Raw genomic sequence first — 23,067 nt, forward strand, 5'->3', positions numbered from 1 at the left:
ACACCCGGTCCCATTCCGAACCCGGTAGTTAAGCCCTTCTGCGCCGATGGTACTGCACTGGTTACGGTGTGGGAGAGTAGGTCGCCGCCGAACTTCTTCCCTGAAGGGGCTTGTGATTGCGGGGCACAACTACAGTGCTCGCTCACAAGCCCCTTTCAGCGTGTCCATAGGAGGATTTGGTGTCCAGGTTCGGGGATCGTCCCGGCGACCGTCAGCGTGGCCAGGGAGACCGACCGCGCCGTTCCGAGGGTGGCCGCTCAGCAGGCGATCGCAAGTTCAGCAACAACCCCCAGCGTGGTGAAGGCTCCGGCGACCGCAACCGCGGTGACCGTCGAGACGACCGCGCCGGCTACCGCGGTCAGGGCTCCAGCGACCGCGGCGGCTACCGCAAGGACAGCTCTGGCGAGCGCGGTGGTTACCGCAAGGACAGCTCTGGCGAGCGCGGTGGTTACCGCGGCGATCGCTCGAACGACCGCGGCCAGGGTTCCGGCACGCGCGGCGGCTACGGCGGCGACCGCCCGGGCTACCGCAAGGACGACTCGAACGACCGCGGTGGTTACCGCGGCGAGCGTTCCGGCAGCGACCGGGGCGGCTACCGCAGGGACGATTCGGGCGACCGCGGGGGTTACCGCGGAGGCGAGCGTTCCGGTGATCGCGGTGGCTACCGTCGTGATGACTCGGGTGATCGTGGCGGCTACCGCAAGAGCGACTCCGGTGACCGCGGTGGTTACCGGGGCGAGGGCTCTGGCGACCGCGGCGGCTACCGCTCGGGCGGCGACCGCAGCGGTTACCGCAAGACCGACTCGGGCGACCGCGGCGGTTACCGCGGCGAGCGTTCCGGTGGCGACCGCGGTGGCTACCGTTCCGGTGAGCGTGGTGGTTACCAGCGCGGCGAGGGTTCCGGCGGTTACCGCTCCGACCGTCCCGGCTACCGCAAGGACGACGCGGGTGAGCGCGGTGGGTACCGCGGCGACCGTTCAGGCGGCTACCGCAAGGACGATTCAGGCGACCGCGGTGGTTACCGGGGCGAGGGTTCTGGCGACCGTGGCGGCTACCGCTCCGGCGGCGACCGTGGCGGATACCGTGGTCAGGGCTCGGGCGAGCGCGGTGGATATCGCGGCCAGGGTTCCGATGACCGTGGTGGTTTCCGTGGCGAGCGTTCGGGTGATCGCGGTGGCTACCGTCGCGATGACTCGAGTGATCGCGGTGGCTACCGCAAGACCGACTCGGGCGACCGTGGCGGGTACCGGGGCGAGGGCTCTGGCGACCGCGGCGGCTACCGCTCGGGCGGCGACCGTGGTGGCTACCGTCGTGACGACTCCGGTGACCGTGGTGGCTACCGCAAGAGCGACTCGGGTGACCGCGGTGGGTACCAGCGCGGTGAGCGTTCCGGTGACCGTGGCGGGTATCGCCGCGACGACTCCGGTGACCGCGGTGGCTACCGCAGGAGCGACTCCGGCGAGCGTGGTGGTTACCGGTCCGACCGCGGTGGGTACCGCAAGGACGACCGTGGCGGCCACCGGCGCGACGACCGCGAGGGCTACCGCAACGACGAGCGTCCCGCCGCCCAGCGCGATGACCGTCGTGACGAGCGCAGCCGTGAGCGGGCGGTGCGTTTCCAGGAGCGTCTGGCCGAGCAGGAGACCACGGGGCAGGACGAGGCTGCCGTCGCGTCCGACGTGACGCAGGACGACGCCGAGAAGGCCGCGCCGGCCTCGGGCGAGCGTCCCGGTTACCGGCTGGGTGACGGTGCCGCGGCCAGCCGTGCGACCGCGAACCGCGAGCAGGCCGTCGAAGGCGACGAGCCCACCGCCGGCGAGGACAGCGACGACGAGGTCCGTGAGGACCGCGACGCCGAAGACCGCAACATCGTCGCGGCCGGCGACACCGACAGCGATGCTGACAGCGGAAGCGACACGGACGCTGACGTCGAGTCGGACGCCCGCGACAGCGGCGAAGAGCGCGGCGACCGTGCGGACAACGAGGCGGGTGCTGAGCGGGATGACCGCGACGACGCCCCCGCGCCTCGCGGTGGCCGTCCCGAGCTGCCGGAAGAGGCCGACCTGTCGCTTCTCGACCCGGAGATCCGGGCCGAGCTGCGCAGCCTGCCCAAGGGCCTCGCGGAGATCGTCGGACGGCACCTGGCCGCGGCCGGGCTGCTGATCGACGAGGAGCCCGAGCTGGCGCTGGAGCACGCGCGGTACGCGCGCAGCAAGGCGGCGCGGGTCGGTGTCGTGCGGGAAGCGGCGGGTCTCACCGCCTACTTCGCGGACGAGTGGGCAGAGGCGCTCAGCGAGTTGCGTGCGGCGCGGCGGATGATGCCAGGGGCGGGTCACCTGGCGATCATGGCCGACTGCGAGCGGGCGCTCGGGCGGCCGGAGCGGGCCATCGACCTGGCCAAGGACCCTGCGGCGGCCGAGCTGTCGCAGGAGGACGCCATCGAGCTGCGGATCGTCGCGGCCGGTGCTCGGCGGGACATGGGGCAGTTCGACGCGGCTGTCGTGGCGCTCCAGGGACCGGACCTGGATCCGGGGCAGCGCAACCCGTACTCCGCGCGGCTCTTCTACGCTTACGCCGACAACCTGGCTGCGGCCGGCCGGATCGAGGAAGCCGTCAAGTGGTTCCTCAACGCCGCCGAGGCTGACGACGAGGGGGAGACGGACGCCGCCGAGCGCGCGTTCGAGCTGACCCAGGAGGAGACCGCGCAACAGTGAGCGAGACGTTGGTCGACCGGTACGACGCGTTGCTGATCGATCTCGACGGCACCGTCTACCGCGGATCCGAAGCCGTGCCGGGCGCAGCGGAAGCCGTCGCGGCGGCCAGAAGCAAAGGCATCGGCATCCGGTACGTGACCAACAACGCCTCTCGCTCACCGCAGGCGGTCGCGGATCACCTCGTCGAGCTCGGGTTCGACACGAGCGTCGACGAGGTGAGCACCTCCGCCCAGGCGGGCGCGACCATGCTCGCCGAACGGCTGCCGAAGCGCACGACCGTTCTCGTGCTCGGCACGAAGGCGCTGGAGGCCGAGGTTCTCAAGCGCGGCCTCATCCCCACCGACGAGGCCGAGGGCGCGAAAGCGGTGCTGCAGGGCCTGTCCATGGACCTCGGCTGGCGTGAGCTGGCCGAGGCCGCGGTGGCCATTCGCAACGGCGCGCTCTGGGTGGCGTGCAACGTCGACGCCACCCTGCCCACCGAGCGTGGTCTGCTGCCGGGCAACGGAAGTCTCGTCGCGGCGCTGAAGACGGCCACCGGCCAGGAGCCGCTCGTCGCCGGCAAGCCCGCCACGCCGCTGCTGCAGCAGGCCGCGAAGGAGCTGCAGGCGAACCGGCCGCTGGTGATCGGAGATCGGCTGGACACGGACATTCTGGGCGCGGTGAACGCCGGGATGGACTCGTTGCTGGTGCTCACGGGTGTGTCGACGGCCCAGGAGGCGCAAGCGCTTCCGGAAGACCAGCGGCCCACGTATGTCGGCGCGGACCTGTCGGTACTCCATCGGCTACCGTAAGACCGTGAGCTACCCCCTGCCCGGACCGCCGCCCAACCCGGCTGACGCCATCGACGGCGCGCTGGAGAGGCTCGACGGGCTCGAGAACGTTCCCCTCGCCGAGCACGTGGCGCGGTTCGACGCCGTGCACGCGACGCTCACCGACGCACTGTCGAGCATCGACAAGGTGTGATGCACAGTGCCTCGCAGGGTGCGGCTCGACGCCGAACTCGTGCGCAGGGGGCTCGCCAGGTCCCGTGAGCACGCCAGCCAACTCGTCGCGGACGGCCGCGTCACGGTGCGCGGCACCGTCGCGACGAAGCCCGCGACCGCCGTGGAGACCTCGGACGCGGTCGTCGTCAAGGATCTCGACAACGACCCGAACTGGGCGTCCAGGGGCGCGCACAAGCTGATCGGCGCGCTCGAACGCTTCAAGATCGACCCGACGGGCAAGCGGTGCCTGGACGCCGGCGCATCCACTGGCGGTTTCACCGACGTCCTGCTGCGCGGCGGCGCCCGGCAGGTGGTCGCGGCCGACGTCGGCAGGGGGCTGCTCGACTGGAAGCTGCAGACCGACGACCGGGTCGTGGTGAAGGACAAGACCAACGTCCGCACCCTCACGCCGGAGGACATCGGCGGGAAAGTTGAACTCGTCGTAGCCGATCTTTCGTTTATCTCGTTGAGGCTTGTGCTTCCCGCACTGGCCGCGTGCCTCGACGAGGAGGGCGACCTGCTGCCGATGGTCAAGCCGCAGTTCGAGGTGGGCAAGGAACGCCTCGGCTCCGGTGGCGTCGTGCGCGACCCGGAACTGCGCGTCGCGGCGGTTCTCGAGGTCACCAAGGCTGCCGGGGAGATCGGGCTGACCACCGCTGGTGTCGTCGCGAGCCCGCTGCCCGGACCGTCCGGCAACGTCGAGTACTTCCTCTGGCTGCGCCATGCGAACCCGGACCCAGAAGGATCGGACGCAGTCGCGGAGATGGTGCGCACCGCCGTCGAAGAAGGGCCCCAATGAGGGAAGTCCTGCTGGTTGTCCACACCGGCCACCAGAGCAACATCGATCTCGCCCGCCAGGTCGCCGGCCGTCTGGCTGTCGGTGGTGTCACGACACGGGTGCTCGACGACGAGGCGCGTGACCTCGGCCCGTCGTGCTGCACCAAGGTCGTGCCCGCCGACGACCACGCGGCCGAGGGCACCGAACTCGTGCTCGTGCTGGGTGGTGACGGCACGCTGCTGCGTGGCGCCGAGCTCGCCCGCCCCGCGCGTGTTCCGGTGCTGGGCGTCAACCTGGGTCGCGTCGGCTTCCTGGCCGAGGCCGACTCGGACGCGTTGCACGAGGCCGTCGGTCACGTGCTGGAGCGCGACTACTTCGTGGAAGAGCGCATGACCCTCGACCTCGTCGCGAAGGTCAACGGCGACGTCGTCGTGAAGACGTGGGCGCTCAACGAGATCAGCGTCGAGAAGCTGATCCGCGAACGCATCCTCGAGGTCGTCATCGAGGTCGACGGACGGCCCGTGTCGGCGTTCGGCTGCGACGGCGTGCTGTGTGCGACGCCGACGGGCTCGACGGCGTACGCGTTTTCCGCCGGTGGCCCAGTCGTGTGGCCGGACGTGCAGGCGATCCTGGTGGTGCCGAGCAACGCGCACGCGCTGTTCGCGCGGCCGCTGGTCGTCTCGCCGAAGTCGCACGTGGCGTTCGAGATCGAGGCCACGGGTCATCCGGCGGCGCTGTCCGCGGACGGGCGGCGCACGTTCGAGCTGCCCGCGGGCGCGCGGATCGAGATCGTGGAGGGCGAGGTGCCGCTCAAGGTCGTGCGGCTGCGCCAGGCTCCGTTCACGGACCGGCTGGTCGAGAAGTTCGATCTGCCGGTGAAGGGATGGCGGGGACCATCGGCAGGCTGATCGCGCCGCTCGGTGCGTCGGCACTCGCTCGTTACGGTGCCCCAGGAAGACATCCACTCCGAGAAATGTCGGACTCGACAAGTAAGGTTCGCCCTGTGCTGGCCGAGATGCGCATCAATGGCCTTGGCGTGATCGACGAGGCCACCCTTGAACTGGACCCCGGATTCACCGTAGTCACCGGTGAGACGGGCGCGGGCAAGACCATGGTCGTGACCGGGTTGCACCTGCTCGGCGGTGGCCGCGCGGAGGCGTCCCGCGTGCGCACCGGTGCCGACAAAGCGGTGGTGGAAGGCCGCTTCCAGGCTCCGGCGGGCAGCCCTGCCGCGAAGGTGGCGGAGGAGGTCGGCGGCGAGGCGGACGAGGACGGTTCACTGATCGCGATCCGCACCGTCGGCTCCGACGGCCGCTCCCGCGCCCACGTGGGTGGCCGCTCCGTGCCCGTCGGCGTGCTGTCCGAACTGGCGGAGCAGCTGATCGCCGTCCACGGCCAGAACGACCAGCTGCGCCTCATGCGCCCGACCGAGCAGCGCGCCGTCCTGGACCGCTTCGCGGGCGACGACGTGGCCGAGCCGCTGCGCGCGTACCAGGCCGTCCGCGAGGAATGGCTGCGCGTCTCGACGGAGCTGAAGGAACGCACCGAGCGTTCCCGCGAACTGGCCCGCGAGGCCGACCTGCTGCGCCACGGCCTGTCCGAGATCGACGCGGTCGACCCGAAGCCGGGCGAGGACGCCGAACTGCACGACGAGGCCCGCCGCCTGGCCGACGCCGACCAGCTCCGCGAGGCCGCGCAAGGCGCGCAGTTCGCGGTGAACGGCTCCCTGGAAGGCGACCCGGACAACCCCGGCGCGCTGGGCCTGATCTCCGAGGCCGCCCGCCGCCTGTCCACGTCCGAGGACCCGAAGCTCCGCGAGATGGAACCACGCCTGGTCGAGGCGGCAACCCTGCTGGCCGACGTGGGCGCCGAGATCTCCGGCTACCTCGACCACCTCGAAGCCGACCCAGGCCGCCTGGAACAGGTCCTGCAACGCCAGGCCGAACTGAAGGCGCTGACCCGCAAGTACGCGGCCGACGTGGACGGCGTGATCGCCTGGGCCGACGAGGCCCGCGCCCGCCTGGACGGCCTGGACACCTCCGAGGAAGCCCTCACGGCGCTGGCCACCCGCCGCGACGAACTGGCCAAAGAACTGGCAGGCCTGGCCGAACAGGTCACCGCCGCCCGCGTGGAAGCCGCAGCCGAGCTGGGCAAGGCCGTCACCGAGGAACTCGACGGCCTCGCCATGCCCCACGCCTCGGTCGAACTGGCAGTCCGCCCCCGCCACGCCGAGGCAGGCGACCCGCAGGCCCTGCCCGTGGGCCGCTCGATCCTGCACGCGGGCTCCTCCGGCGTCGACGACGTGGAACTCCGCCTGATCTCCCACCCCGGCGCCCCGGCCCTGCCGGTGCACAAGGGCGCATCGGGCGGCGAACTCTCCCGCGTGATGCTCGCCCTCGAGGTAGTGCTGTCCCACTCCGACCCGGTCCCGACGTTGGTGTTCGACGAGGTGGACGCAGGCGTCGGCGGCCGCGCCGCAGTCGAGGTGGGCCGCCGCCTGGCCAGGCTTGCCCGCTCCCACCAGGTCATCGTCGTGACCCACCTCCCCCAGGTAGCGGCCTTCGCCGACCGCCACCTGGTGGTGGACAAGTCGGCAGACGGCACCTTGACCCGCTCCGCGGTCCGCAAGCTGGACGAAACCCAACGCGTGGTCGAACTGGCCCGCATGCTCGCGGGCATGGACTCCACCGACACGGGCCGCGCCCACGCCGAGGAACTGCTGGCCGCAGCCAAGGCGGACAAGTCGACGGCCCCGGTGGTCCGCCGCCGCAAGAAGAAGGCCTGACGGCCCCGATCCGCACCAGAGGTGGGCGGCCGCGCGACAACGCACGACCGCTCACCGGGCGAAAGCAACGCAGCGGCCGACGAGCAGCGGAACGCGGTAGGCAAGAGCGGCCGAACGCGGGCGCACGCTGGAGCACCCGCCACGGCGACGCTGCGCAGGCTCGCGCAGAGGTCCCCCGTGCCGTCGGGTCCCCCGCGACCCAAGGTACGCGGCAGGTCTGACACTCCGAGAGCGATGGCAAAGCCGAGCCGCACAGGACAGTGCCGCGCATGGCCAACGGCGAAAGCCGAGGCACACCCCAAACCGCGATGCGAAGCGAGCCGGCAGGAGCAATCCCCCACTGGGAAGCGGTAATTTCCGGAACCCGAACGCACAAACGCAACCACGCATGCAAGCGCCAATCGCAATCGTCGCGAAGCGGCGATGAAATGACCCGTCTCGTCAAGGCCTGCGCAACCACGCTGGAAGGTGACCCGCCCGCAATGGCGACGCCTCAGCTGGAACCGGCACCCGCCAACCCGAACCGCACGCCCATCCCGGACCGCTGTCTCCACCCGGATTCGGCATGATGGACCCGTGACCGAGTCCCGGTCAGCGGACGCACACGGTGGTGCGGTGGAAGGTGGACCGGATCTGTGACCACGCGCCGGGCGTTCGGGGCGATCCTGGTGTTCGTCGCGGCCGGGCTGGCGGTCGCCGCGACGTTCCTGTCCGCCTATTCCGTGCAGGTTGAGGTGCAGGGGCGGACGTTGCGGTACGAGGCGACGTCGTGGATCACCGAGCGGGACGACTTCCGCGGCGCTCTTCTGCTCGGGCCGATCGAGTTCGGGGAGCCGGCTGTCGCGGCGGCGTTGGTGATGGCGTTGTGTGCGGTGCTGTCGTTCAGGGTTCCGGCGGCGCGGGTCGGGTCGTTGCTCGGGGCCGGGGTTCTGGTTGGTGTGGCTTGGTCCGCGGTTGTCGGGGTGCGGGGGACGATCGAGAAGCTGCGTGAACTGGACGCACCGGTGCCCTTCGACGTGGAGCAGGGTGACGGTGTCACGATGCTGATCGTCGCGGCCGGGGTGGGGGTGGTGTCGGCGGTGTTGCACCAGGAGCTGCCGCGCAGGGTTCTGAGTGAGCCGGCTGCGGACGACGTGGTCATTCACCAGATCGAAGGCGATGACAGCGAGACGCCGCCGTACGGATTCCCCGTGCTCGTGGAACCACTGGAGCACAGAGAGTTCGAAAAGCCGCAAGAACCGAAAGCGCCCGAAGGCCCGAGCGAGCCTGAAGAACCGACAAAGCCAGAAGAACCGAAAGAGCCGAGAGCGTGATTGATCGTCGCAAGATCGCCGCACTCCTGCTGATACTCGGCGCGGCGCTGGCGGTGGTCGGCAGCTTCGAGGACACCTACCGCACCATCTACCGCGGCTTCGGCCCTGATCAGTCGATGACCACGACCCTGTGGATCGTCACGCTGGACCCACCACAAGGCGATCCGCGCGACGCCTACCAGGCCCTCGGGTGGCCGGTGGTCATCGCTGCCGTGCTGATGGTCGTGGGCGCGGTGCTCACGACCAGACAACGGGTGGCGTTCGTCGGCAAGCCCGTCGCGATGGGCGGGGCGGGGGCGCTCGCCGGGATCGTGTTCACCTACTTGTTGCAGGTGCAGCGCGAGGCGAAGACGATCAGCGAGTGGCCGGTCGAGAACGGGCGGTCGAACGTGCTCGACATTCTCGGCGGGATGTACGTGATCGGTGCGGCGGCGATCATCGGGCTCGTCGGTGCGGGGCTCGCGCAGCGGAGGCAGCAGGAACCGGTCGAAGAGGCCGACGAGGAAGAGGTGGTCGTGCACCAGCTCGGAAACGACGACGACACGCCGCCGTTCGGCATCGCGATCCCGGACGACGAGCAGCGGGAGACGCCGTGATCGGGAGGCCGACGGCGGTGGCCTTGATCGCGGCCGGGGTGGTGCTGACGGCGACGGCGATGGTGTTGCCGTGGTACTCGACGGTGTATGCGGGCAACGTCGAGGTCGTTGTCAGGGCATGGGGTACGGAGATCGTGAACAAGCCCGGTGAGTGGCCAGCGGGTGAGTTGTCGCCCTGGTACGGGCTGCCCGTCGCGGTCACGGCCGCACTCATGCTCGCCGGGATCTGGATCAGCCGGGCCGCACTGGCAGGAGCGGCGGCTCAGGTCGGAGCGGTGGGCATCACGAGCGTGCTCGTCGTTTCGGAACGTGGCCACGCCATCGAGCAGCAGGGCGACTTCGCGATCGGCTTCGGCCTCCTCTTTCTCGCGATCGGAACGCTGATCGCGCTGATCGGCGCGATCGGCGTCCAACGGGAGCCGGCATGAAGATCCTCAGCGCGGCCCTCCTCGCGCTCGCCGCCGCGGCGGCGGTCATCGCGACGTTCCTCCCGCTGTCGGAGCTGCTCATCCGCCTCACCCCCGACCAGCCGCAGACCGCCTACGTCACCACGGGCTGGGCCACCTACTTCGGCGGCACGAAGGACGAGCACGGCCCGCTCTTCGGCATCCCGGCGGTGGCGGCCGCGGTCGTCATCCTCGCCGGCGTCCGGTGGCGGAAAGTCGCATTCGCCGGAGCAGCTGCACTCGCTGGTGTCACCGGAATGCTGTTCGTGTATTTGCTGAACGCGATCAGCTTTCACAAGCAGGGCAACATCACCATCGATCCCGGGCTCGAAGCCGGGTTCGGCAACGGTGTGTGGGTGCTGATAGTGGCGACAATCCTCGCGTTTGGAGCCGTAGTAGTTCACCCCGACGACTGACCAGCAGGAATTGCCCGGCGTGCCTCACCTGTCGCGTGCGCACCGTGAGTCACTATCGGCGCATGAAGCTTTCCGGGTTGCTGAGCCGTTCCAACCAAGAACTTCCCGGTGTCACGGGCGTCGCGCGCGTTGATCGGCGCGCCAGTGACCTGGTGCGGCGCGTCAGTCCCGGTGATGTCGCTGTTTTCGACCTCGTCGACCTCGACCGGCGCACCGCGGAGGCGCTCGTCGCGGCCGAGGTGGTCGGTGTCGTGAACGCCTCGCCGTCGATTTCCGGGCGCTTTCCCAATCTCGGGCCGGAACTGCTGATCGAGGCGGGCATTCCGCTGATCGACAACGTCGGTGCCGTCGCCCTGCGCGAGATCAAGGAAGGCACCAAGATCCGCCTGCACGAGGGCGTCGTCTACGCAGGGGAGCGCGAGCTCGCCAAGGGGATCGAGCAGAACGCCGAGAGCATCGCCGACGCGATGATCGAGGCGAAGGCCGGCATGTCGGCACAGCTGGAGGCGTTCTCCGCCAACACCATCGAGTTCCTGCGCAGGGAACGCGCGCTGGTGCTCGACGGTGTCGGCGTGCCCGAGGTGTACGTCCCGATGCGCGACCGGCAGGTGCTGGTCGTCGCGGGTGGACCGTCGCACGCGGAACAGCTGCGCAAGCTCCGCAAGTACATCCGCGAGTACCGGCCGGTGCTGATCGGCGTCGACACCGGCGCGGACACGCTGCACGACGCCGGGTACAAGCCGGACGTCATCGTCGGCGACCCCGACGGCATCGGCACCGCGTCACTGCGCGCGGCCACCGAGGTGGTCGTGCCCGCGCAGACCGACGGCCACGCGCCCGGCCTGCAGCGAATCCAGGATCTCGGCATCGGCGCGGTCACGTTCCCCGCGTCGGGCAACGCGGAGGACCTCGCGTTGCTGCTCGCCGAGGCGCACGGGGCGTCCCTGGTCGTCACGGTGGGGCTGCGCGCGACGCTGCGCGAGTTCCTCGACCGCGGGCACTCCGGTTCCAACCCCTCCACGTTCCTCACCCGGTTGAAGCTCGGCAGCAAGCTCGTCGACGGGGAGGCCGTCGCGACCTTGCATCGCAGCCGGGTTTCCCTGGGCGTGATCGTCCTGCTGGTGTCCGCCGCGATCGTCGTCATGGTGGCGGCGCTGTCGGTGACCGGTGTCGGTCACGTCTACGTCGACATCGTCGTCGACGCGTGGCAATCCGCCGTCAACTGGTTCAAGGGGTTCTTCTCGTGATCTCGCTGCGCTACCACATAGTTTCGATCACCGCGGTGTTTCTGGCGCTCGCGGTGGGTGTCGTACTGGGGTCGACCGCGATCAGCGGGCGACTGCTCTCCGGGTTGAGCAACGAGAAGAACTCGTTGGCACAGCAGGTGAACGACCTGCAGAACGACCGCAACGCGTTGAACGCCAAGCTGTCGGAGGCCGACAAGTTCGCCGCGTCCGTCGGCCCTCTCGCCGTCAAGGACCGCCTCACGGACAGGACCGTCGTCATCGTCACGACCTCCGACGCGCGTCCGTCCGATCGGGACGCTCTGAGCGGCCTGCTGAAGTCCGCGGGCGCGAGCGTCACCGGTGAGATCCAGCTGACCGACGCGTTCGCCGACCCGTCGCGCGGCGACCAGCTGCGTGACCTCGTGGCCCGGCTGCAGCCCGCCGGTTCGCAGCTGCCCACCGCCGTCGACCCCGGCACGCGCGCGGGTGGTCTCTTCGGCACGCTGCTGCTGCTCAACCCGTCCAACAACCAGCCGCAGTCCTCCGCCGACGAGGCAGCGGCCGCGCTCGCCGGGCTCTCCAACGCCGGGTTCGTCAAGGCGACCTCCGGCGTGAAGCCCGCGCAGCTCGCGATCGTGCTCACCGGCGGCGCCGCGATCGGCGACTCGGCCGCCGACCGCGCCGCGACGGTCGCACGCTTCGCCACCCAGCTCGACCGGTCCGGCGCTGGCGTCGTGCTGGCGGGCGCGAACGGTTCGGCCAACGGCACCGGCGCCATCGGCGTCGTCCGGGCCGACACCAACGCGACATCCATCCTGTCCACGGTCGACAACGCCGACACCCCGGCCGGTCACGTCGTCGTGGTGATGGCACTGCGCGAACAGCTGGAAGGCCGCTCCGGACGGTACGGGGTCGCGGGCAACGCCGAGGCGTCCTCACCGGGCACCGCCGGCTAGTACTCCCAAGAGCCGGGGAACTGCTTCACCAGCAGCTCCAACGCTTCCGGTGTGCGGGCGCGGGCCCACAGCCACTCGCGGCCTTCCTCGCGGAGGATCACGTCGTCGGAGGCGAACCAGCGGGTGCCCGGACTGTTCAGCGGCAGCAGGGCGAAGTGCTGCTCGATCAGGGAGATGTCCGCCTCGGACGTCTTCCTGTCCGCGGTGTCGGCCCCGTCGCGGAACAACGCCTCGGACAGCACCAGTTCGACGCAGGCGGCGGAGAAGCGCGGAAGCCAGGGCTCCCAGCCGCGGTCCGTCTCGTGCACGACGGCCGGGTCGGCGGTGCCGAGCGCCGCTCCCCACGAGGTGACGGCGTGGATCTCCGTGCGGAAGACGACGACCTCGCCGGCCAGCCTGAGCTCGCTCGGGGTGAGCAGCCAGTCCTGGTTGCTCGTGAGGTCGGGGCGTTTGCCGAACAACGCATAGGCGTCGCGCACGGCGTCCGGCAGCCGCACGCCCAGGCGGTGTTCGGCGGCGTCCAGGTCGGCGTGGTTCCAGCCGTCCTGGGCCTCGATCGGTTCGGCCCACGCGGCCGCGAAACCCTCGATGAAGCGCCACGCCGCTGAGCGGTCGTGCACGGCTCGTTCGGCGCTCCCTGCCACGTCGAAGGTCACGTGCCAACGATTCCTGATCTCGGCCAGTACCGGGGGACGTTCGGGAAAACCCCTCACTGCGCCGATCGGGTGATGTGATCTGCCGGGTGGTGGTGCGCTGAGTGACCGGCGGCGTGTTAGCGTTAGGGCCCGTGGACAGGGGGATTTTCCCCCACGATTTTCACGGGAGCCCCGTTGGTGCAGCAGGCACGTACGACCAAGCACGTCTTCGTCACGGGAGGCGTCGCGTCTTCCCTGGGCAAGGGGCTCACCGCCTCCAGCCTCGGCCAGTTGCTCACCTCGCGCGGCCTGCGGGTAACGATGCAGAAGCTCGACCCGTACCTGAACGTGGACCCCGGCACGATGAACCCGTTCCAGCACGGCGAGGTCTTCGTGACCGACGACGGCGCGGAGACGGACCTCGACATCGGCCACTACGAGCGGTTCCTCGCGCGGGATCTGAGCGGCGACGCGAACGTCACGACCGGCCAGGTGTACTCCGAGGTCATCGCCAAGGAGCGGCGCGGCGAATACCTGGGCGACACCGTCCAGGTCATCCCGCACATCACCGACGAGATCAAGCGCCGCATCCGCGCGATGGCCGAGCCGGACGCCGACGGCGTCACGCCCGACGTGGTCATCACCGAGGTCGGCGGCACCGTCGGTGACATCGAGTCGCTGCCGTTCCTCGAGGCGTGCCGCCAGGTCCGCCACGACGTGGGCCGCGACAACGTCTTCTTCCTGCACGTCAGCCTGGTGCCGTACCTGGCGCCGTCGGGCGAGCTGAAGACCAAGCCGACGCAGCACTCCGTCGCGGCGCTGCGCAACATCGGTATCCAGCCCGACGCGATCGTGTGCCGCGCCGACCGCGAGATCCCGGACGCGTTGAAGCGCAAGATCGGCCTGATGTGCGACGTCGACACCGACGCCGTCGTCGCGGCCGTGGACGCGCCGTCGATCTACGACATCCCGAAGGTGCTGCACGCCGAGGGCCTCGACGCCTACGTCGTGCGCCGCCTCGACCTGCCGTTCCGCGACGTCGACTGGACGGTGTGGGGCGACCTGCTCGAACGCGTGCACAACCCGGTCGAGACGGTGAAGATCGCGTTGGTCGGCAAGTACGTCGACCTGCCGGACGCCTACCTCTCGGTCACCGAGGCGCTGCGTGCGGGCGGGTTCGCGCACCACGCCAAGGTCGAGATCAAGTGGGTTCCGTCGGACGAGTGCCAGACGCCCGAGGGCGCGGCACGGGCGCTGTCCGGCATGGACGCGGTGCTGATCCCCGGCGGGTTCGGCGTGCGCGGCATCGAGGGCAAGATCGGCGCGCTGAAGTACACCCGCACGCGCGGTGTGCCGACGCTGGGCCTGTGCCTCGGCCTGCAGTGCATGGTGATCGAGGCCGCGCGGAACCTCGCGGGCATCGAGGACGCCAACTCCAGCGAGTTCGAAGAGGGCGGTTCGCCGGTCATCTCCACGATGGCCGACCAGGAGGACGTCGTCTCCGGTCAGCGCGACATGGGCGGCACGATGCGGCTCGGCGCGTACATCGCGAAGCTCACGCCGGGTTCGGTGGTCGCGAACGCCTACGGTGCCACCGAGGTCTCAGAGCGCCACCGTCACCGCTACGAGGTCAACAACGCCTACCGCGGCAAGCTCACCGACGCGGGCCTGGTGTTCTCCGGTGTGTCGCCCGACGGCCGCCTGGTCGAGTTCGTCGAGCTGCCCGCCGACGTGCACCCGTTCTACGCGGCCACGCAGGCGCACCCGGAGCTCAAGTCCCGTCCCACGAAGCCGCACCCGCTGTTCGCGGCGTTCGTGAAGGCCGCGATCGACTACCGCGTCGCCGACCGCCTCCCGTTGACGGCAGGAGCGTCCAAGTGACGTCCCGGCACGACTTCCGCACGGTCTCCAGCGAGGACCTGCACGTCGGACGGGTCGTGGCGCTGCGGATCGACGAGGTCGAGATGCCCGGCGGCGGCACCGCCAAGCGCGAGATCGTCGAGCACATGGGCGCGGTCGCGGTCGTGGCGGTCGACGACGCGGGCGACGTCGTGCTGATCCACCAGTACCGGCACGCGCTCGGCAGGCACCTCTGGGAGCTGCCGGCAGGACTGCTCGACCACGACGGCGAGGAGCCGGTCGTCGGCGCGCGGCGGGAGCTGGCCGAGGAGGTCGGGCTCGACGCGGAGCGCTGGGACACGCTGGTCGACGTCGCCGCCTCGCCTGGTTTCACGGACGAGGTCGTGCGCGTGTTCCTGGCGCGCGGCCTGTCCGAAGTGGACCGTGACGTGCAGGGCGAGGAAGAGGCGGACCTGGAGGTCCACCGCTTCGGCATCGACGAGGCCGTGCGGATGGTGTTCTCCGGCGAGATCGTGAACGCGTCCGCGGTCGCCGGGCTCATCGCGGCCCGCGAGGTGCTGGAGGGCCGTGCCGAGCCGCGGCCCACCGACGCACCTTTCCGCGACAAGCCCACCCGGTTCGCGGCGCGCAAGAAGTAGGTTGGTGCCATGCGGACGCTGAAGGGTTCCCTCGCACGGATGTGGGCACCCTTCGGCGTCCTCGCGCTGGGTGGCGCGGGCGCGGTGTTGCTGCTGTTCGTCGACCCGAACCAGCCCGGCAACCTCCTGCCCAAATGCCCGATCAAATGGCTGACGGGCTTCAACTGTCCCGGCTGCGGTGCCACGCGCATGGTGCACGCGCTGCTGCACGGAGATGTCGTCGGAGCGTTCCACTACAACGCCGTGTTGCTCGTGTTGGGCGTGCCGTTGTTCTTGTGGCTGTTCGGGCGGTGGACTCACGACAGGTGGACCGGCGAACGGCGATCCGTGCCGAAGTCGGTCGGTTTCGCAGTTCTCGTCGTTGCCGCCGTTTGGGGCGTTGGGCGCAATCTCGTCGGTATCTAGGCTGGGCGCATGCCTGGCCTGCAGCTCACTGTCGTCATCGCGGCTCCGCCGGAGCGCGTCTGGGACGTGGTCGTCGACGTCGAACGCTGGCCTGAGCGGATCCCCACGGTCGACTCCGTGGAACGCCTCGACGACGGACCGCTCACCGTCGGCTCACGAACGCGGTTGCGGCAGCCCCGGTTGTCCCCGGCGGTGTGGACGGTCACCGAGCTGACCGACGGGACGTCGTTCACCTGGACGTCGGGCCCGCCCGGTGTCACCGTCACGGCTGTGCACGACGTCGAACCGCACCCCGACGGGAGCCGGCTCACCCTCGGCCTGACCGTGTCCGGTCCGCTGGCGGGGCTCGGCTGGCTGATGACGCGGTCGCTGACCGAGCGGTACGTGGAGACGGAGGCCGCCTCGATCAAGGCGGCCGCCGAGCGTTAGTTGCGGAGCTGCCGGCCGTCGGCGTCCGTGCCGCCGCTGACCAGGAAGATGATCCCGTCGACCAGCGACCAGATGCCGCATCCGCCGCACGTCAGCAGCTGGGCGATGCCGATGCCGACGTGGCCCGTGTAGAACCGGCCGACGCCCAGGTTGCCGAGGAAGATCTGCAGCAGGCCTGCGGCGATCTTCGACTTGTCCGACAGCGGCACACCGGTGATCGGGTCGTAGCCGTACGGGGCGATCGGACTCGGATAACCCATGCCCGGAGGCGGCGGAACGGCGTACTGCTGGCCCGTGGGCGGCGGGTAGTAGGCCTGCGCGGGCTGGGGCGCGAAGCCGGGAGGTGGCGGCGGAACGGCGGTGAACGGCACCGAGGGCGGCGCGAGGAACGGCGGGTGCGGCTGCGGCAGGTCGCGGAACAGCTCCGCGAGCTCGGCGTAGGTCTGCGCGCCGGATGCTCGGTTCACCCTCGCCTGGTACTCGGTGATATCGAGCCGCGCGAGCGCGAAGTGGTCGTTGAGCGCGGTGATCGCCTCTTCGCGCTGCTGGTTGCCGATGCGCTGCTGTTCTGGCCCGAATGCTTGTGACACAACCGCGCACGGTATCCGATGCAGCAGATCGATATCGGGAATACGCTGCGACGATGCTGGTCGGTGTCCCAAAGGAGATCAAGAACCACGAGTACCGCGTCGCGATCACGCCGGCCGGTGTGGTCGAACTGGTCCGCCGCGGGCACGAGGTCGTCGTCGAGCACGACGCCGGAGCGGGCTCGTCGTTCCCCGATCACGAGTACACGACAGCGGGCGCGCGGATCGCCCCGACCGCGGACGAGGTGTGGGCGTCCGCCGACCTCGTGCTGAAGGTCAAGGAGCCGATCGAGCCCGAGTACCACCGCATGCGCCGCGATCAGGTGCTCTTCACGTACCTGCATCTCGCGGCGAGCGCGGAGTGCACGAAGGCCATCGCGTCCGCGGGGATCACGGCCATCGCCTACGAAACCGTGCAGCTGCCGGACGGGTCGTTGCCGCTGCTGGCGCCGATGAGCGAGATCGCGGGGCGGATGGCGGCCCAGGTGGGCGCGCATTGCCTGGAGCGCGCGCAAGGCGGCCGTGGGGTGTTGTTGGGCGGTGCGCCAGGTGTCGCGGCGGGCAAGGTCGCCGTGATCGGTGCCGGTGTGGCGGGGATGAACGCGGCGACGATGGCGATCGGCATGCAGGCCGAGGTCGTCGTGCTCGACACCAACGTGAACCGGTTGCGGCAGATCGACTTCACCTACCGCGGGCACCTGCAGACGATCGCGTCCAACGTCTACGAGGTCGAGAAAGCCTGCCGCTGGGCGGATCTCGTGATCGGCGCGGTGCTCGTGCCGGGCGCGAAGGCCCCGAAGCTCGTCAGCAACGAGCTCGTGTCGCGGATGCGGCCCGGCAGCGTGCTGGTGGACATCGCGGTCGACCAGGGCGGCTGTTTCGAGGACACCAGGCCGACGACGCACGACGCCCCGACCTACCGCGTGCACGACTCCGTGTTCTACTGCGTCGCGAACATGCCGGGCGCCGTGCCGAACACGTCGACGTACGCGCTGACGAACGTGACGTTGCCGTACGTCATCGCGTTGGCGGACAAGGGTTTCGAACGTGCGGTGGCGGAGGATCCGGCGCTGGCCAAGGGCGTCAACGCGCGCGATGGAGAGATCGTGCTGGAAGGACTGGAGTGATTGCAGACCTGGTGGCGAGCTACCTCGACCACCTCGCCGTCGAACGCGGCACCGCCCGCAACACGCTCGACTCCTACACCCGTGATCTGCGCCGGTACACCGAACATCTCGAGTCCATCGGGGTGACGGATCTCGGGGCGGTGACCGAGCTGCACGTGAGCGAGTTCCTGGCGGCGTTGCGGGAGAGCGGGCTCGCGGCGTCGTCGGCGGCTCGGACGTTGGTCGCCGTGCGCGGGTTGCACCGGTTCGCGCACAGGGAAGGCCTTGTGCCGCATGACGTCGCACGGGCCGTGCATCCGCCGTCGCCGCCGAAGAGGCTGCCGAAAGCCTTATCTGTCAACGATGTCCTGACGCTGCTCGACACCGTGGGAAACCTCAGGGACAAGGCGCTGCTCGAGCTGCTGTACTCGACCGGAGCGCGAATTTCCGAGGTCGTGGGGCTGGACGTGGACGACATCGACGCTGCCGAGCGGACGGTGCTGCTGGACGGCAAAGGAGGAAAGCAGCGGCTGGTGCCGGTCGGGCGGCCGGCGTTGGCTGCCGTGGACGCCTACCTGGTCCGGGCGCGCCCGGCGTTGGCGGCCAAGGGTCGTGGGACGCCTGCGCTGTTCCTGAACGCGAGGGGCGGGCGGCTTTCGCGGCAGAGCGCGTGGACGGTCTTGAAGACCGCCGCGGAGGAAGCCGGGATCACCGCTGCGGTGTCGCCTCACACGTTGCGACATTCGTTCGCCACCCATCTGCTCGAAGGGGGTGCGGACGTTCGGGTGGTTCAAGAACTTCTCGGGCACGCATCGGTTACCACCACTCAGGTGTACACACTGGTAACCGTTACGACTTTGAGGGAGGTCTACGCAACTGCACACCCTCGGGCCACTGGAACATGAGGCTTCCACGGGTACGGTGGTCAGGTGCCGAACTTGGACGAGCCGTCCCCACAGGCCATTGATCTAGCCGCCGTGCTGCACGCGCTGAGCGACCCGACGAGGCTCGCGGTCGTTCGCCAGGTCCAGTCGAGCGGGGAGAGGCTGTGCGGGGCCTTCGAGGTTGACGTGGCGAAGTCGACCCTCTCCCAGCACCTGCGGGTGCTGCGCGAAGCAGGCATCACGCGAACACGCTGCCGCGGCAACCAGCGCTGGGTGTCGTTGCGTCGCGATGACCTGGATCTTCTCTTCCCAGGTCTGCTGGACGTGGTGCTCTCGGCTGCTGACCGGCGCACCCGAACGGATGTCCCCGCGTAACCAAGTCTTGACAAACACCGGCGAGGCGCGTTGCCGCTCGCACGGGTGCGGCCTACGCTGCGCCCGGAGAGACGACTACGACCAGTGAGGGAACGCCAGCCATGTCGACACCGGAGCACGCTTTCGCGCCCCGTGCCGAACTGAGCCTGGCTCCGCACGCCGCGCCGGTGGACGACGTCGCTCAGGAGCAGGTCGACGGCATCGGTCCGACAGGCCGCCCGCGCCGCCACATCCCGGACCCGCCGCCGCTACTGCACCACGGCCCGGCGAGGATCCTGGCGGTGTGCAACCAGAAGGGCGGCGTCGGCAAGACGACGTCGACCATCAACCTGGGCGCGGCGCTGGCCGAGTACGGCAGACGGGTGCTGCTCGTCGACTTCGACCCGCAGGGAGCGCTGTCGGTCGGCCTCGGCGTGCATCCGCACCAGCTGGAAACCACGATCTACAACGTCATCATGGAAGGCGACACCGCCGTCCGCGACGTCATCCGCAAGACCATGGTCGAGGACATGGACCTGCTGCCGAGCAACATCGACCTCTCGGCGGCCGAGATCCAGCTCGTGTCCGAGGTGGGCCGCGAACACACGCTCGTGCGCACCCTTCGTCCCGTCATCGACCAGTACGACTACGTGCTGGTCGACTGCCAGCCCTCGCTCGGCCTGCTCACGGTGAACGCCCTCGCGGCCGCGGACGGAGTGCTGATCCCGCTCGAGTGCGAGTTCTTCTCGCTGCGCGGGGTGGCGCTGCTCATCGACACCATCGAGAAGGTCAAGGAACGGTTGAACCCCAAGCTCAACATCACCGGCATCCTCGCCACGATGTTCGACCCGCGCACGCTGCACTCGCGCGAGGTCATGGCCCGCGTAGTGGAGGCGTTCGGCGACATCGTGTTCGACTCGGTCATCAACCGCACGGTGCGTTTCCCGGAGACCACCGTGGCCGGTGAGCCGATCACCCGCTGGGCGCCGCGCTCGTCCGGTGCGAACGCCTACCGAGCTCTGGCCCGCGAGGTGATCGCCCGGTGAACCGTCGCCCTTCACTGCCAGGGGCGGCCGAGCTCTTCCGGCTGACCGCTGCCGCGCCCGCCGAGGCGCCGGACGCCGTCGAACCGCCCGTTCAGCGTCGTGGCTCCGGCCGGACCAAGCACACCACGAAGATCACGGTCTACGTGTCCGACGAGGAGCTGCTGGCCCTGGAGCAGGCACGGCTCTCGCTGCGCGCCGCGCACGGCCTGGGCGTCGACCGCGGCCGCGTCGTGCGCGAGGCGATCGCGATCGTGCTGGACGACCTGGAGACGCACGGTGACGCGTCGTTGCTGGTACGCAGGTTGCGCGAGCAGTGACAGAGGACGTTCCCGCTGCTTCGGACGACGGCAAGTTCAAGGTTCGGCTCACGAACTTCGAGGGCCCGTTCGACCTGCTGCTGCAGCTGATCTCGCAGCACACGCTCGACGTGACCGAGGTGGCGTTGCACCAGGTCACCGACGACTTCATCGCGCACATCCGCGCCATGGGGGAGTCGTGGGACCTCGACGAGACCACCGAGTTCCTGGTGATCGCGGCGACGTTGCTCGATTTGAAGGCCGCGCGCCTGCTCCCGGCCGGTGACGTCGAGGACGAGGACGACCTGGCGTTGCTGGAGGCGCGCGACCTGCTGTTCGCGCGGTTGCTGCAGTACCGGGCCTACAAGCAGGTCGCGGCCCTGTTCGCGGAACTGGAGCAGGGCGCCTACCGCCGGTACCCGCGGTCGGTGTCGCTGGAGCCGCGGTACGAGGGCCTGCTGCCCGAGGTGATGCTCGGGGTGACGCCGGAGAAGTTCGCCCTGATCGCCGCCGCCGCCTTCCGGCCCAAGCAGAAGCGGACGCTGTCGGTCGCGCACATCCACCAGCACCGGGTGTCGATCCGCGAGACCGCCGATGAGCTGCGTGCGTTGCTGATCGAGAAGGGCACGGCGTCGTTCGCGGAGATCGTCGCCGACTGCACCGAGACGATGGAGATCGTCGCGCGGTTCCTGGCGCTGCTGGAGCTGTACCGGGAGAAGTCGCTGGCCTTCGAGCAGGAGGACCCGCTCGGGCCGCTGCAGGTGACGTGGGTCGGCGGGACGTTGGAGGAAGCGCAGGCGCAGGTGCACGCCGGCGACGAGGACGAGGACTACGGCGGATGAGCGAGCCACTGGTGGGGCCGGACGCGGCGGAGATCGAGAAGCCGGGGCCCGCATTCGACGGGGGCGAAGGCGCTGAGGAGGCGGCGGTGGCCGCTGAGGTCGTGGAGCCCGCTGAGGTCGGTTCGGACGGCGCGGGGGTCCCCCCGGTCTCCAGTCTATCGGGCGGCACCGACGAAAACGGCACGTCAGAGGCGGAGGCTGTGGACAACTCCGGTGCCGAAGCCGAGCCGGAGCCGGAAGCCGAGCCGGAGCCGGAGCCGGAAGCCGAGCCCGAGGCCGCACCGGAGCCCGACGCCGACGCGGCCGCCCTCGAAGCGCAGCTCCTCGCCGCCGCCCCCGAAGAGGCCATCAAGGACAGCGGCCTCCCCGACCTCACCGACGACACCGAACTCGACGCCGCCCTGGAGTCCGTGCTCCTCGTCGTCGACAGCCCGATCGCTGAAGACCAGCTCAGCAGTGCCCTTGAACAGCCGGTTAAGCGAATCAAGGAGGCACTCCGTAGACTCTCCACCCGGTACACCGAGTCCGGCAGCGGCATCGACCTGCGCAGGGCGGGGGACGGCTGGCGGTTCTACACGCGAGACCGGTACGCCCCGTTCGTGGAGAAGCTGCTGCTCGACGGGCAGCGCGCGAAACTCACCCGCGCGGCCCTGGAGACGCTCGCGGTGATCGCCTACCGGCAGCCCGTCACGAGGGCTCGGGTCGCGGCGGTGCGTGGCGTCAACGTGGACGGTGTGATCCGGACCCTGGTCGCGCGGGGGCTCATCGAGGAGACGGGCACGGACAGCGACACGGGTGGGATCCTGTACCGGACGACCGAACTGTTCCTGGAGCGGTTGGGGCTGTCGTCGTTGCACGACCTGCCGCCAATCGCGCCGCTGCTGCCCGAAGTGGATGCGATCGACGATGTCTGAGAACGAGGGCGTGCGCCTGCAGAAGGTGCTCGCGCAGGCGGGGATCGCCTCGCGCCGCGCTTCGGAGGAGCTGATCGACCAGGGGCGGGTGCAGGTCGACGGCAAGGTCGTGCGCGAGCAGGGGCGGCGGATCGACCCCGAGACCGCCGTGGTCCACGTCGACGGGGTGCGGGTGCAGATCCGCGAGGACGTCGTGACGATCGCGCTGAACAAGCCGTTCGGGATGCTCTCCACGATGGAGGACGACCTGGGTCGCCCGTGCGTCGGCGACCTGGTGCGCAACCGCAAGGAGCGGCTGTTCCACGTCGGTCGCCTCGACGCCGAGACCGAGGGCCTGCTGCTGCTCACCAACGACGGCGAGCTCGCGCACCGGTTGATGCACCCGAGCTACAACGTCAAGAAGACCTACCTCGCCGAGGTTCCCGGCCCGGTCGAGAAGGGCGTCGGCAAGCGCCTCAAGGCGGGCATCGAGCTGGAGGACGGGCCGGTCAAGGTCGACTCGTTCAAGCTCATCAGCGCAGTGCCCGGCAAGGCGCTGGTCGAGGTTGTCCTGCACGAGGGCCGCAAGCACATCGTCCGCCGCCTGCTGGAGGCCGCCGGCTACCCGGTGCAGTCGCTGGTCCGCACCGCGATCGGCGAGGTCTACCTCGGCAACCAGCGTCCCGGTTCGATGCGGGTCCTGAACCGCCAGGAAGTCGGCGGCCTTTACAAGCTCGTCGGGCTCTGACCACACTCTGAACATCCCCCGTGCCCCTCCGGCCCCCGAGCCCGGAGGGGCACCTTCTGGCGATCCCCCGATCACCACCTGCGACGAGAACGCTACGGCGAACACGTTGTAAGGGGTCGGCGATGCGCTTT

General features: G+C 69.8%; 26 protein-coding genes and 1 rRNA gene. 25 read left to right on the plus strand and 2 right to left on the minus strand.

The window, feature by feature from the left end; translation table 11 throughout:
* The 13 genes from rrf to JOD27_RS38970 all read left to right on the plus strand — a co-directional run.
* A 5S ribosomal RNA gene (rrf, locus tag JOD27_RS38910) occupies positions 1-93 on the plus strand; the annotation flags it as partial.
* 86 nt (positions 94-179) lie between these two features.
* Positions 180-2,714, plus strand: coding sequence for a hypothetical protein (locus JOD27_RS45565; RefSeq protein WP_239571045.1), 2,535 nt, complete (start codon positions 180-182; stop codon positions 2,712-2,714).
* Positions 2,711-3,505, plus strand: coding sequence for an HAD-IIA family hydrolase (locus tag JOD27_RS38920; RefSeq protein WP_204767377.1), 795 nt, complete (start codon positions 2,711-2,713; stop codon positions 3,503-3,505). The genes JOD27_RS45565 and JOD27_RS38920 overlap by 4 nt, the downstream gene beginning before the upstream one ends.
* Before the next feature lie 4 nt (positions 3,506-3,509).
* Positions 3,510-3,677 (plus strand): hypothetical protein, encoded by a 168-nt coding sequence (locus tag JOD27_RS38925; RefSeq protein ID WP_189256844.1) that lies wholly within the window; start codon positions 3,510-3,512, stop codon positions 3,675-3,677.
* 6 nt (positions 3,678-3,683) lie between these two features.
* Positions 3,684-4,496: a TlyA family RNA methyltransferase gene (locus JOD27_RS38930; RefSeq protein WP_204767378.1), complete on the plus strand. Its 813-nt coding sequence runs from the start codon at positions 3,684-3,686 to the stop codon at positions 4,494-4,496.
* Complete coding sequence (locus JOD27_RS38935; protein WP_112227754.1) at positions 4,493-5,383, plus strand: NAD kinase; 891 nt, start codon at positions 4,493-4,495, stop codon at positions 5,381-5,383. The genes JOD27_RS38930 and JOD27_RS38935 overlap by 4 nt, the downstream gene beginning before the upstream one ends.
* 95 nt (positions 5,384-5,478) lie before the next feature.
* Positions 5,479-7,260: a DNA repair protein RecN gene (gene recN / locus JOD27_RS38940; RefSeq protein WP_204767379.1), complete on the plus strand. Its 1,782-nt coding sequence runs from the start codon at positions 5,479-5,481 to the stop codon at positions 7,258-7,260.
* Positions 7,261-7,895: 635 nt separating this feature from the next.
* The gene (locus JOD27_RS38945) at positions 7,896-8,573 is read left to right on the plus strand and encodes a hypothetical protein (protein WP_204767380.1); all 678 of its coding nucleotides are present in this window, start codon (positions 7,896-7,898) and stop codon (positions 8,571-8,573) included.
* Positions 8,570-9,169 (plus strand): hypothetical protein, encoded by a 600-nt coding sequence (locus tag JOD27_RS38950; RefSeq protein ID WP_204767381.1) that lies wholly within the window; start codon positions 8,570-8,572, stop codon positions 9,167-9,169. Before JOD27_RS38945 ends, JOD27_RS38950 begins: the two co-directional genes overlap by 4 nt.
* Complete coding sequence (locus JOD27_RS38955; RefSeq protein WP_204767382.1) at positions 9,166-9,597, plus strand: hypothetical protein; 432 nt, start codon at positions 9,166-9,168, stop codon at positions 9,595-9,597. Before JOD27_RS38950 ends, JOD27_RS38955 begins: the two co-directional genes overlap by 4 nt.
* Positions 9,594-10,031 (plus strand): hypothetical protein, encoded by a 438-nt coding sequence (locus JOD27_RS38960; RefSeq protein ID WP_204767383.1) that lies wholly within the window; start codon positions 9,594-9,596, stop codon positions 10,029-10,031. The genes JOD27_RS38955 and JOD27_RS38960 overlap by 4 nt, the downstream gene beginning before the upstream one ends.
* A 62-nt stretch (positions 10,032-10,093) precedes the next feature.
* On the plus strand, positions 10,094-11,278 hold the full coding sequence (gene steA, locus JOD27_RS38965; RefSeq protein WP_204767384.1) for a putative cytokinetic ring protein SteA: 1,185 nt from the start codon (positions 10,094-10,096) through the stop codon (positions 11,276-11,278).
* A complete protein-coding gene (locus JOD27_RS38970) occupies positions 11,275-12,213 on the plus strand; it encodes a copper transporter (RefSeq protein WP_204767385.1) in 939 nt (312 codons plus the stop codon). The genes steA and JOD27_RS38970 overlap by 4 nt, the downstream gene beginning before the upstream one ends.
* On the opposite strand, the gene JOD27_RS38975 is transcribed toward JOD27_RS38970, so the two are convergent.
* On the minus strand, positions 12,210-12,869 hold the full coding sequence (locus JOD27_RS38975) for a hypothetical protein (RefSeq protein ID WP_204767386.1): 660 nt from the start codon (positions 12,867-12,869) through the stop codon (positions 12,210-12,212). The two genes, JOD27_RS38970 and JOD27_RS38975, sit on opposite strands and share 4 nt — an antisense overlap.
* Before the next feature lie 177 nt (positions 12,870-13,046).
* On the opposite strand from JOD27_RS38975, the gene pyrG reads away from it, so the two are divergent.
* The 4 genes from pyrG to JOD27_RS38995 are packed head-to-tail and all read left to right on the plus strand — an operon-like array spanning position 13,047 to position 16,180.
* A complete protein-coding gene (gene pyrG / locus JOD27_RS38980; RefSeq protein WP_372441794.1) occupies positions 13,047-14,729 on the plus strand; it encodes a CTP synthase in 1,683 nt (560 codons plus the stop codon).
* A complete protein-coding gene (locus tag JOD27_RS38985) occupies positions 14,726-15,346 on the plus strand; it encodes an NUDIX domain-containing protein (RefSeq protein ID WP_307830584.1) in 621 nt (206 codons plus the stop codon). Before pyrG ends, JOD27_RS38985 begins: the two co-directional genes overlap by 4 nt.
* Positions 15,347-15,355: 9 nt before the next feature.
* Positions 15,356-15,751, plus strand: a complete 396-nt coding sequence (locus JOD27_RS38990) for a DUF2752 domain-containing protein (protein WP_239571050.1) — start codon at positions 15,356-15,358, stop codon at positions 15,749-15,751.
* 9 nt (positions 15,752-15,760) lie between these two features.
* Positions 15,761-16,180, plus strand: a complete 420-nt coding sequence (locus JOD27_RS38995; RefSeq protein ID WP_204767388.1) for an SRPBCC family protein — start codon at positions 15,761-15,763, stop codon at positions 16,178-16,180.
* Here the strand turns inward: JOD27_RS38995 and JOD27_RS39000 are convergent.
* A complete protein-coding gene (locus JOD27_RS39000) occupies positions 16,177-16,770 on the minus strand; it encodes an NINE protein (protein ID WP_204767389.1) in 594 nt (197 codons plus the stop codon). The two genes, JOD27_RS38995 and JOD27_RS39000, sit on opposite strands and share 4 nt — an antisense overlap.
* Before the next feature lie 53 nt (positions 16,771-16,823).
* Between JOD27_RS39000 and ald the strand changes: the two genes are divergently transcribed.
* The 8 genes from ald (at position 16,824) to JOD27_RS39040 (ending at position 22,936) form a co-directional block, all read left to right on the plus strand.
* A complete protein-coding gene (gene ald, locus JOD27_RS39005) occupies positions 16,824-17,894 on the plus strand; it encodes an alanine dehydrogenase (protein ID WP_204767390.1) in 1,071 nt (356 codons plus the stop codon).
* Between the two features lie 8 nt (positions 17,895-17,902).
* Positions 17,903-18,778 carry a site-specific tyrosine recombinase XerD gene (gene xerD / locus JOD27_RS39010; RefSeq protein ID WP_204767482.1) on the plus strand — a complete coding sequence of 292 codons (876 nt, stop codon included), beginning with the start codon at positions 17,903-17,905 and terminating at the stop codon, positions 18,776-18,778.
* 24 nt (positions 18,779-18,802) lie between these two features.
* On the plus strand, positions 18,803-19,132 hold the full coding sequence (locus JOD27_RS39015) for an ArsR/SmtB family transcription factor (RefSeq protein ID WP_204767391.1): 330 nt from the start codon (positions 18,803-18,805) through the stop codon (positions 19,130-19,132).
* 101 nt (positions 19,133-19,233) lie between these two features.
* The gene (locus JOD27_RS39020) at positions 19,234-20,157 is read left to right on the plus strand and encodes a ParA family protein (RefSeq protein ID WP_204767392.1); all 924 of its coding nucleotides are present in this window, start codon (positions 19,234-19,236) and stop codon (positions 20,155-20,157) included.
* A complete protein-coding gene (locus tag JOD27_RS39025) occupies positions 20,154-20,474 on the plus strand; it encodes a hypothetical protein (RefSeq protein ID WP_204767393.1) in 321 nt (106 codons plus the stop codon). The genes JOD27_RS39020 and JOD27_RS39025 overlap by 4 nt, the downstream gene beginning before the upstream one ends.
* Positions 20,471-21,295, plus strand: a complete 825-nt coding sequence (locus JOD27_RS39030; protein ID WP_204767394.1) for a segregation and condensation protein A — start codon at positions 20,471-20,473, stop codon at positions 21,293-21,295. Before JOD27_RS39025 ends, JOD27_RS39030 begins: the two co-directional genes overlap by 4 nt.
* Positions 21,292-22,209: an SMC-Scp complex subunit ScpB gene (gene scpB / locus JOD27_RS39035; RefSeq protein ID WP_239571052.1), complete on the plus strand. Its 918-nt coding sequence runs from the start codon at positions 21,292-21,294 to the stop codon at positions 22,207-22,209. Before JOD27_RS39030 ends, scpB begins: the two co-directional genes overlap by 4 nt.
* On the plus strand, positions 22,202-22,936 hold the full coding sequence (locus tag JOD27_RS39040) for a pseudouridine synthase (RefSeq protein WP_204767395.1): 735 nt from the start codon (positions 22,202-22,204) through the stop codon (positions 22,934-22,936). Before scpB ends, JOD27_RS39040 begins: the two co-directional genes overlap by 8 nt.
* Positions 22,937-23,067 lie beyond the last annotated feature (131 nt).

Source organism: Lentzea nigeriaca (assembly GCF_016907955.1).
GTDB classification, from domain to species: Bacteria; Actinomycetota; Actinomycetes; order Mycobacteriales; family Pseudonocardiaceae; genus Lentzea; species Lentzea nigeriaca.

Bases quoted from the DNA above. Each gene is read 5' to 3' on its own strand.
- JOD27_RS38935 (WP_112227754.1), top strand. From the start codon at position 4,493: ATGAGGGAAGTCCTGCTGGTTGTCCACACCGGCCACCAGAGCAACATC.
- JOD27_RS38960 (WP_204767383.1), top strand. From the start codon at position 9,594: ATGAAGATCCTCAGCGCGGCCCTCCTCGCGCTCGCCGCCGCGGCGGCG.
- JOD27_RS38990 (WP_239571050.1), top strand. From the start codon at position 15,356: ATGCGGACGCTGAAGGGTTCCCTCGCACGGATGTGGGCACCCTTCGGC.
- steA (WP_204767384.1), top strand. From the start codon at position 10,094: ATGAAGCTTTCCGGGTTGCTGAGCCGTTCCAACCAAGAACTTCCCGGT.
- scpB (WP_239571052.1), top strand. From the start codon at position 21,292: ATGAGCGAGCCACTGGTGGGGCCGGACGCGGCGGAGATCGAGAAGCCG.
- ald (WP_204767390.1), top strand. From the start codon at position 16,824: ATGCTGGTCGGTGTCCCAAAGGAGATCAAGAACCACGAGTACCGCGTC.
- JOD27_RS38995 (WP_204767388.1), top strand. From the start codon at position 15,761: ATGCCTGGCCTGCAGCTCACTGTCGTCATCGCGGCTCCGCCGGAGCGC.
- JOD27_RS39040 (WP_204767395.1), top strand. From the start codon at position 22,202: ATGTCTGAGAACGAGGGCGTGCGCCTGCAGAAGGTGCTCGCGCAGGCG.
- JOD27_RS39020 (WP_204767392.1), top strand. From the start codon at position 19,234: ATGTCGACACCGGAGCACGCTTTCGCGCCCCGTGCCGAACTGAGCCTG.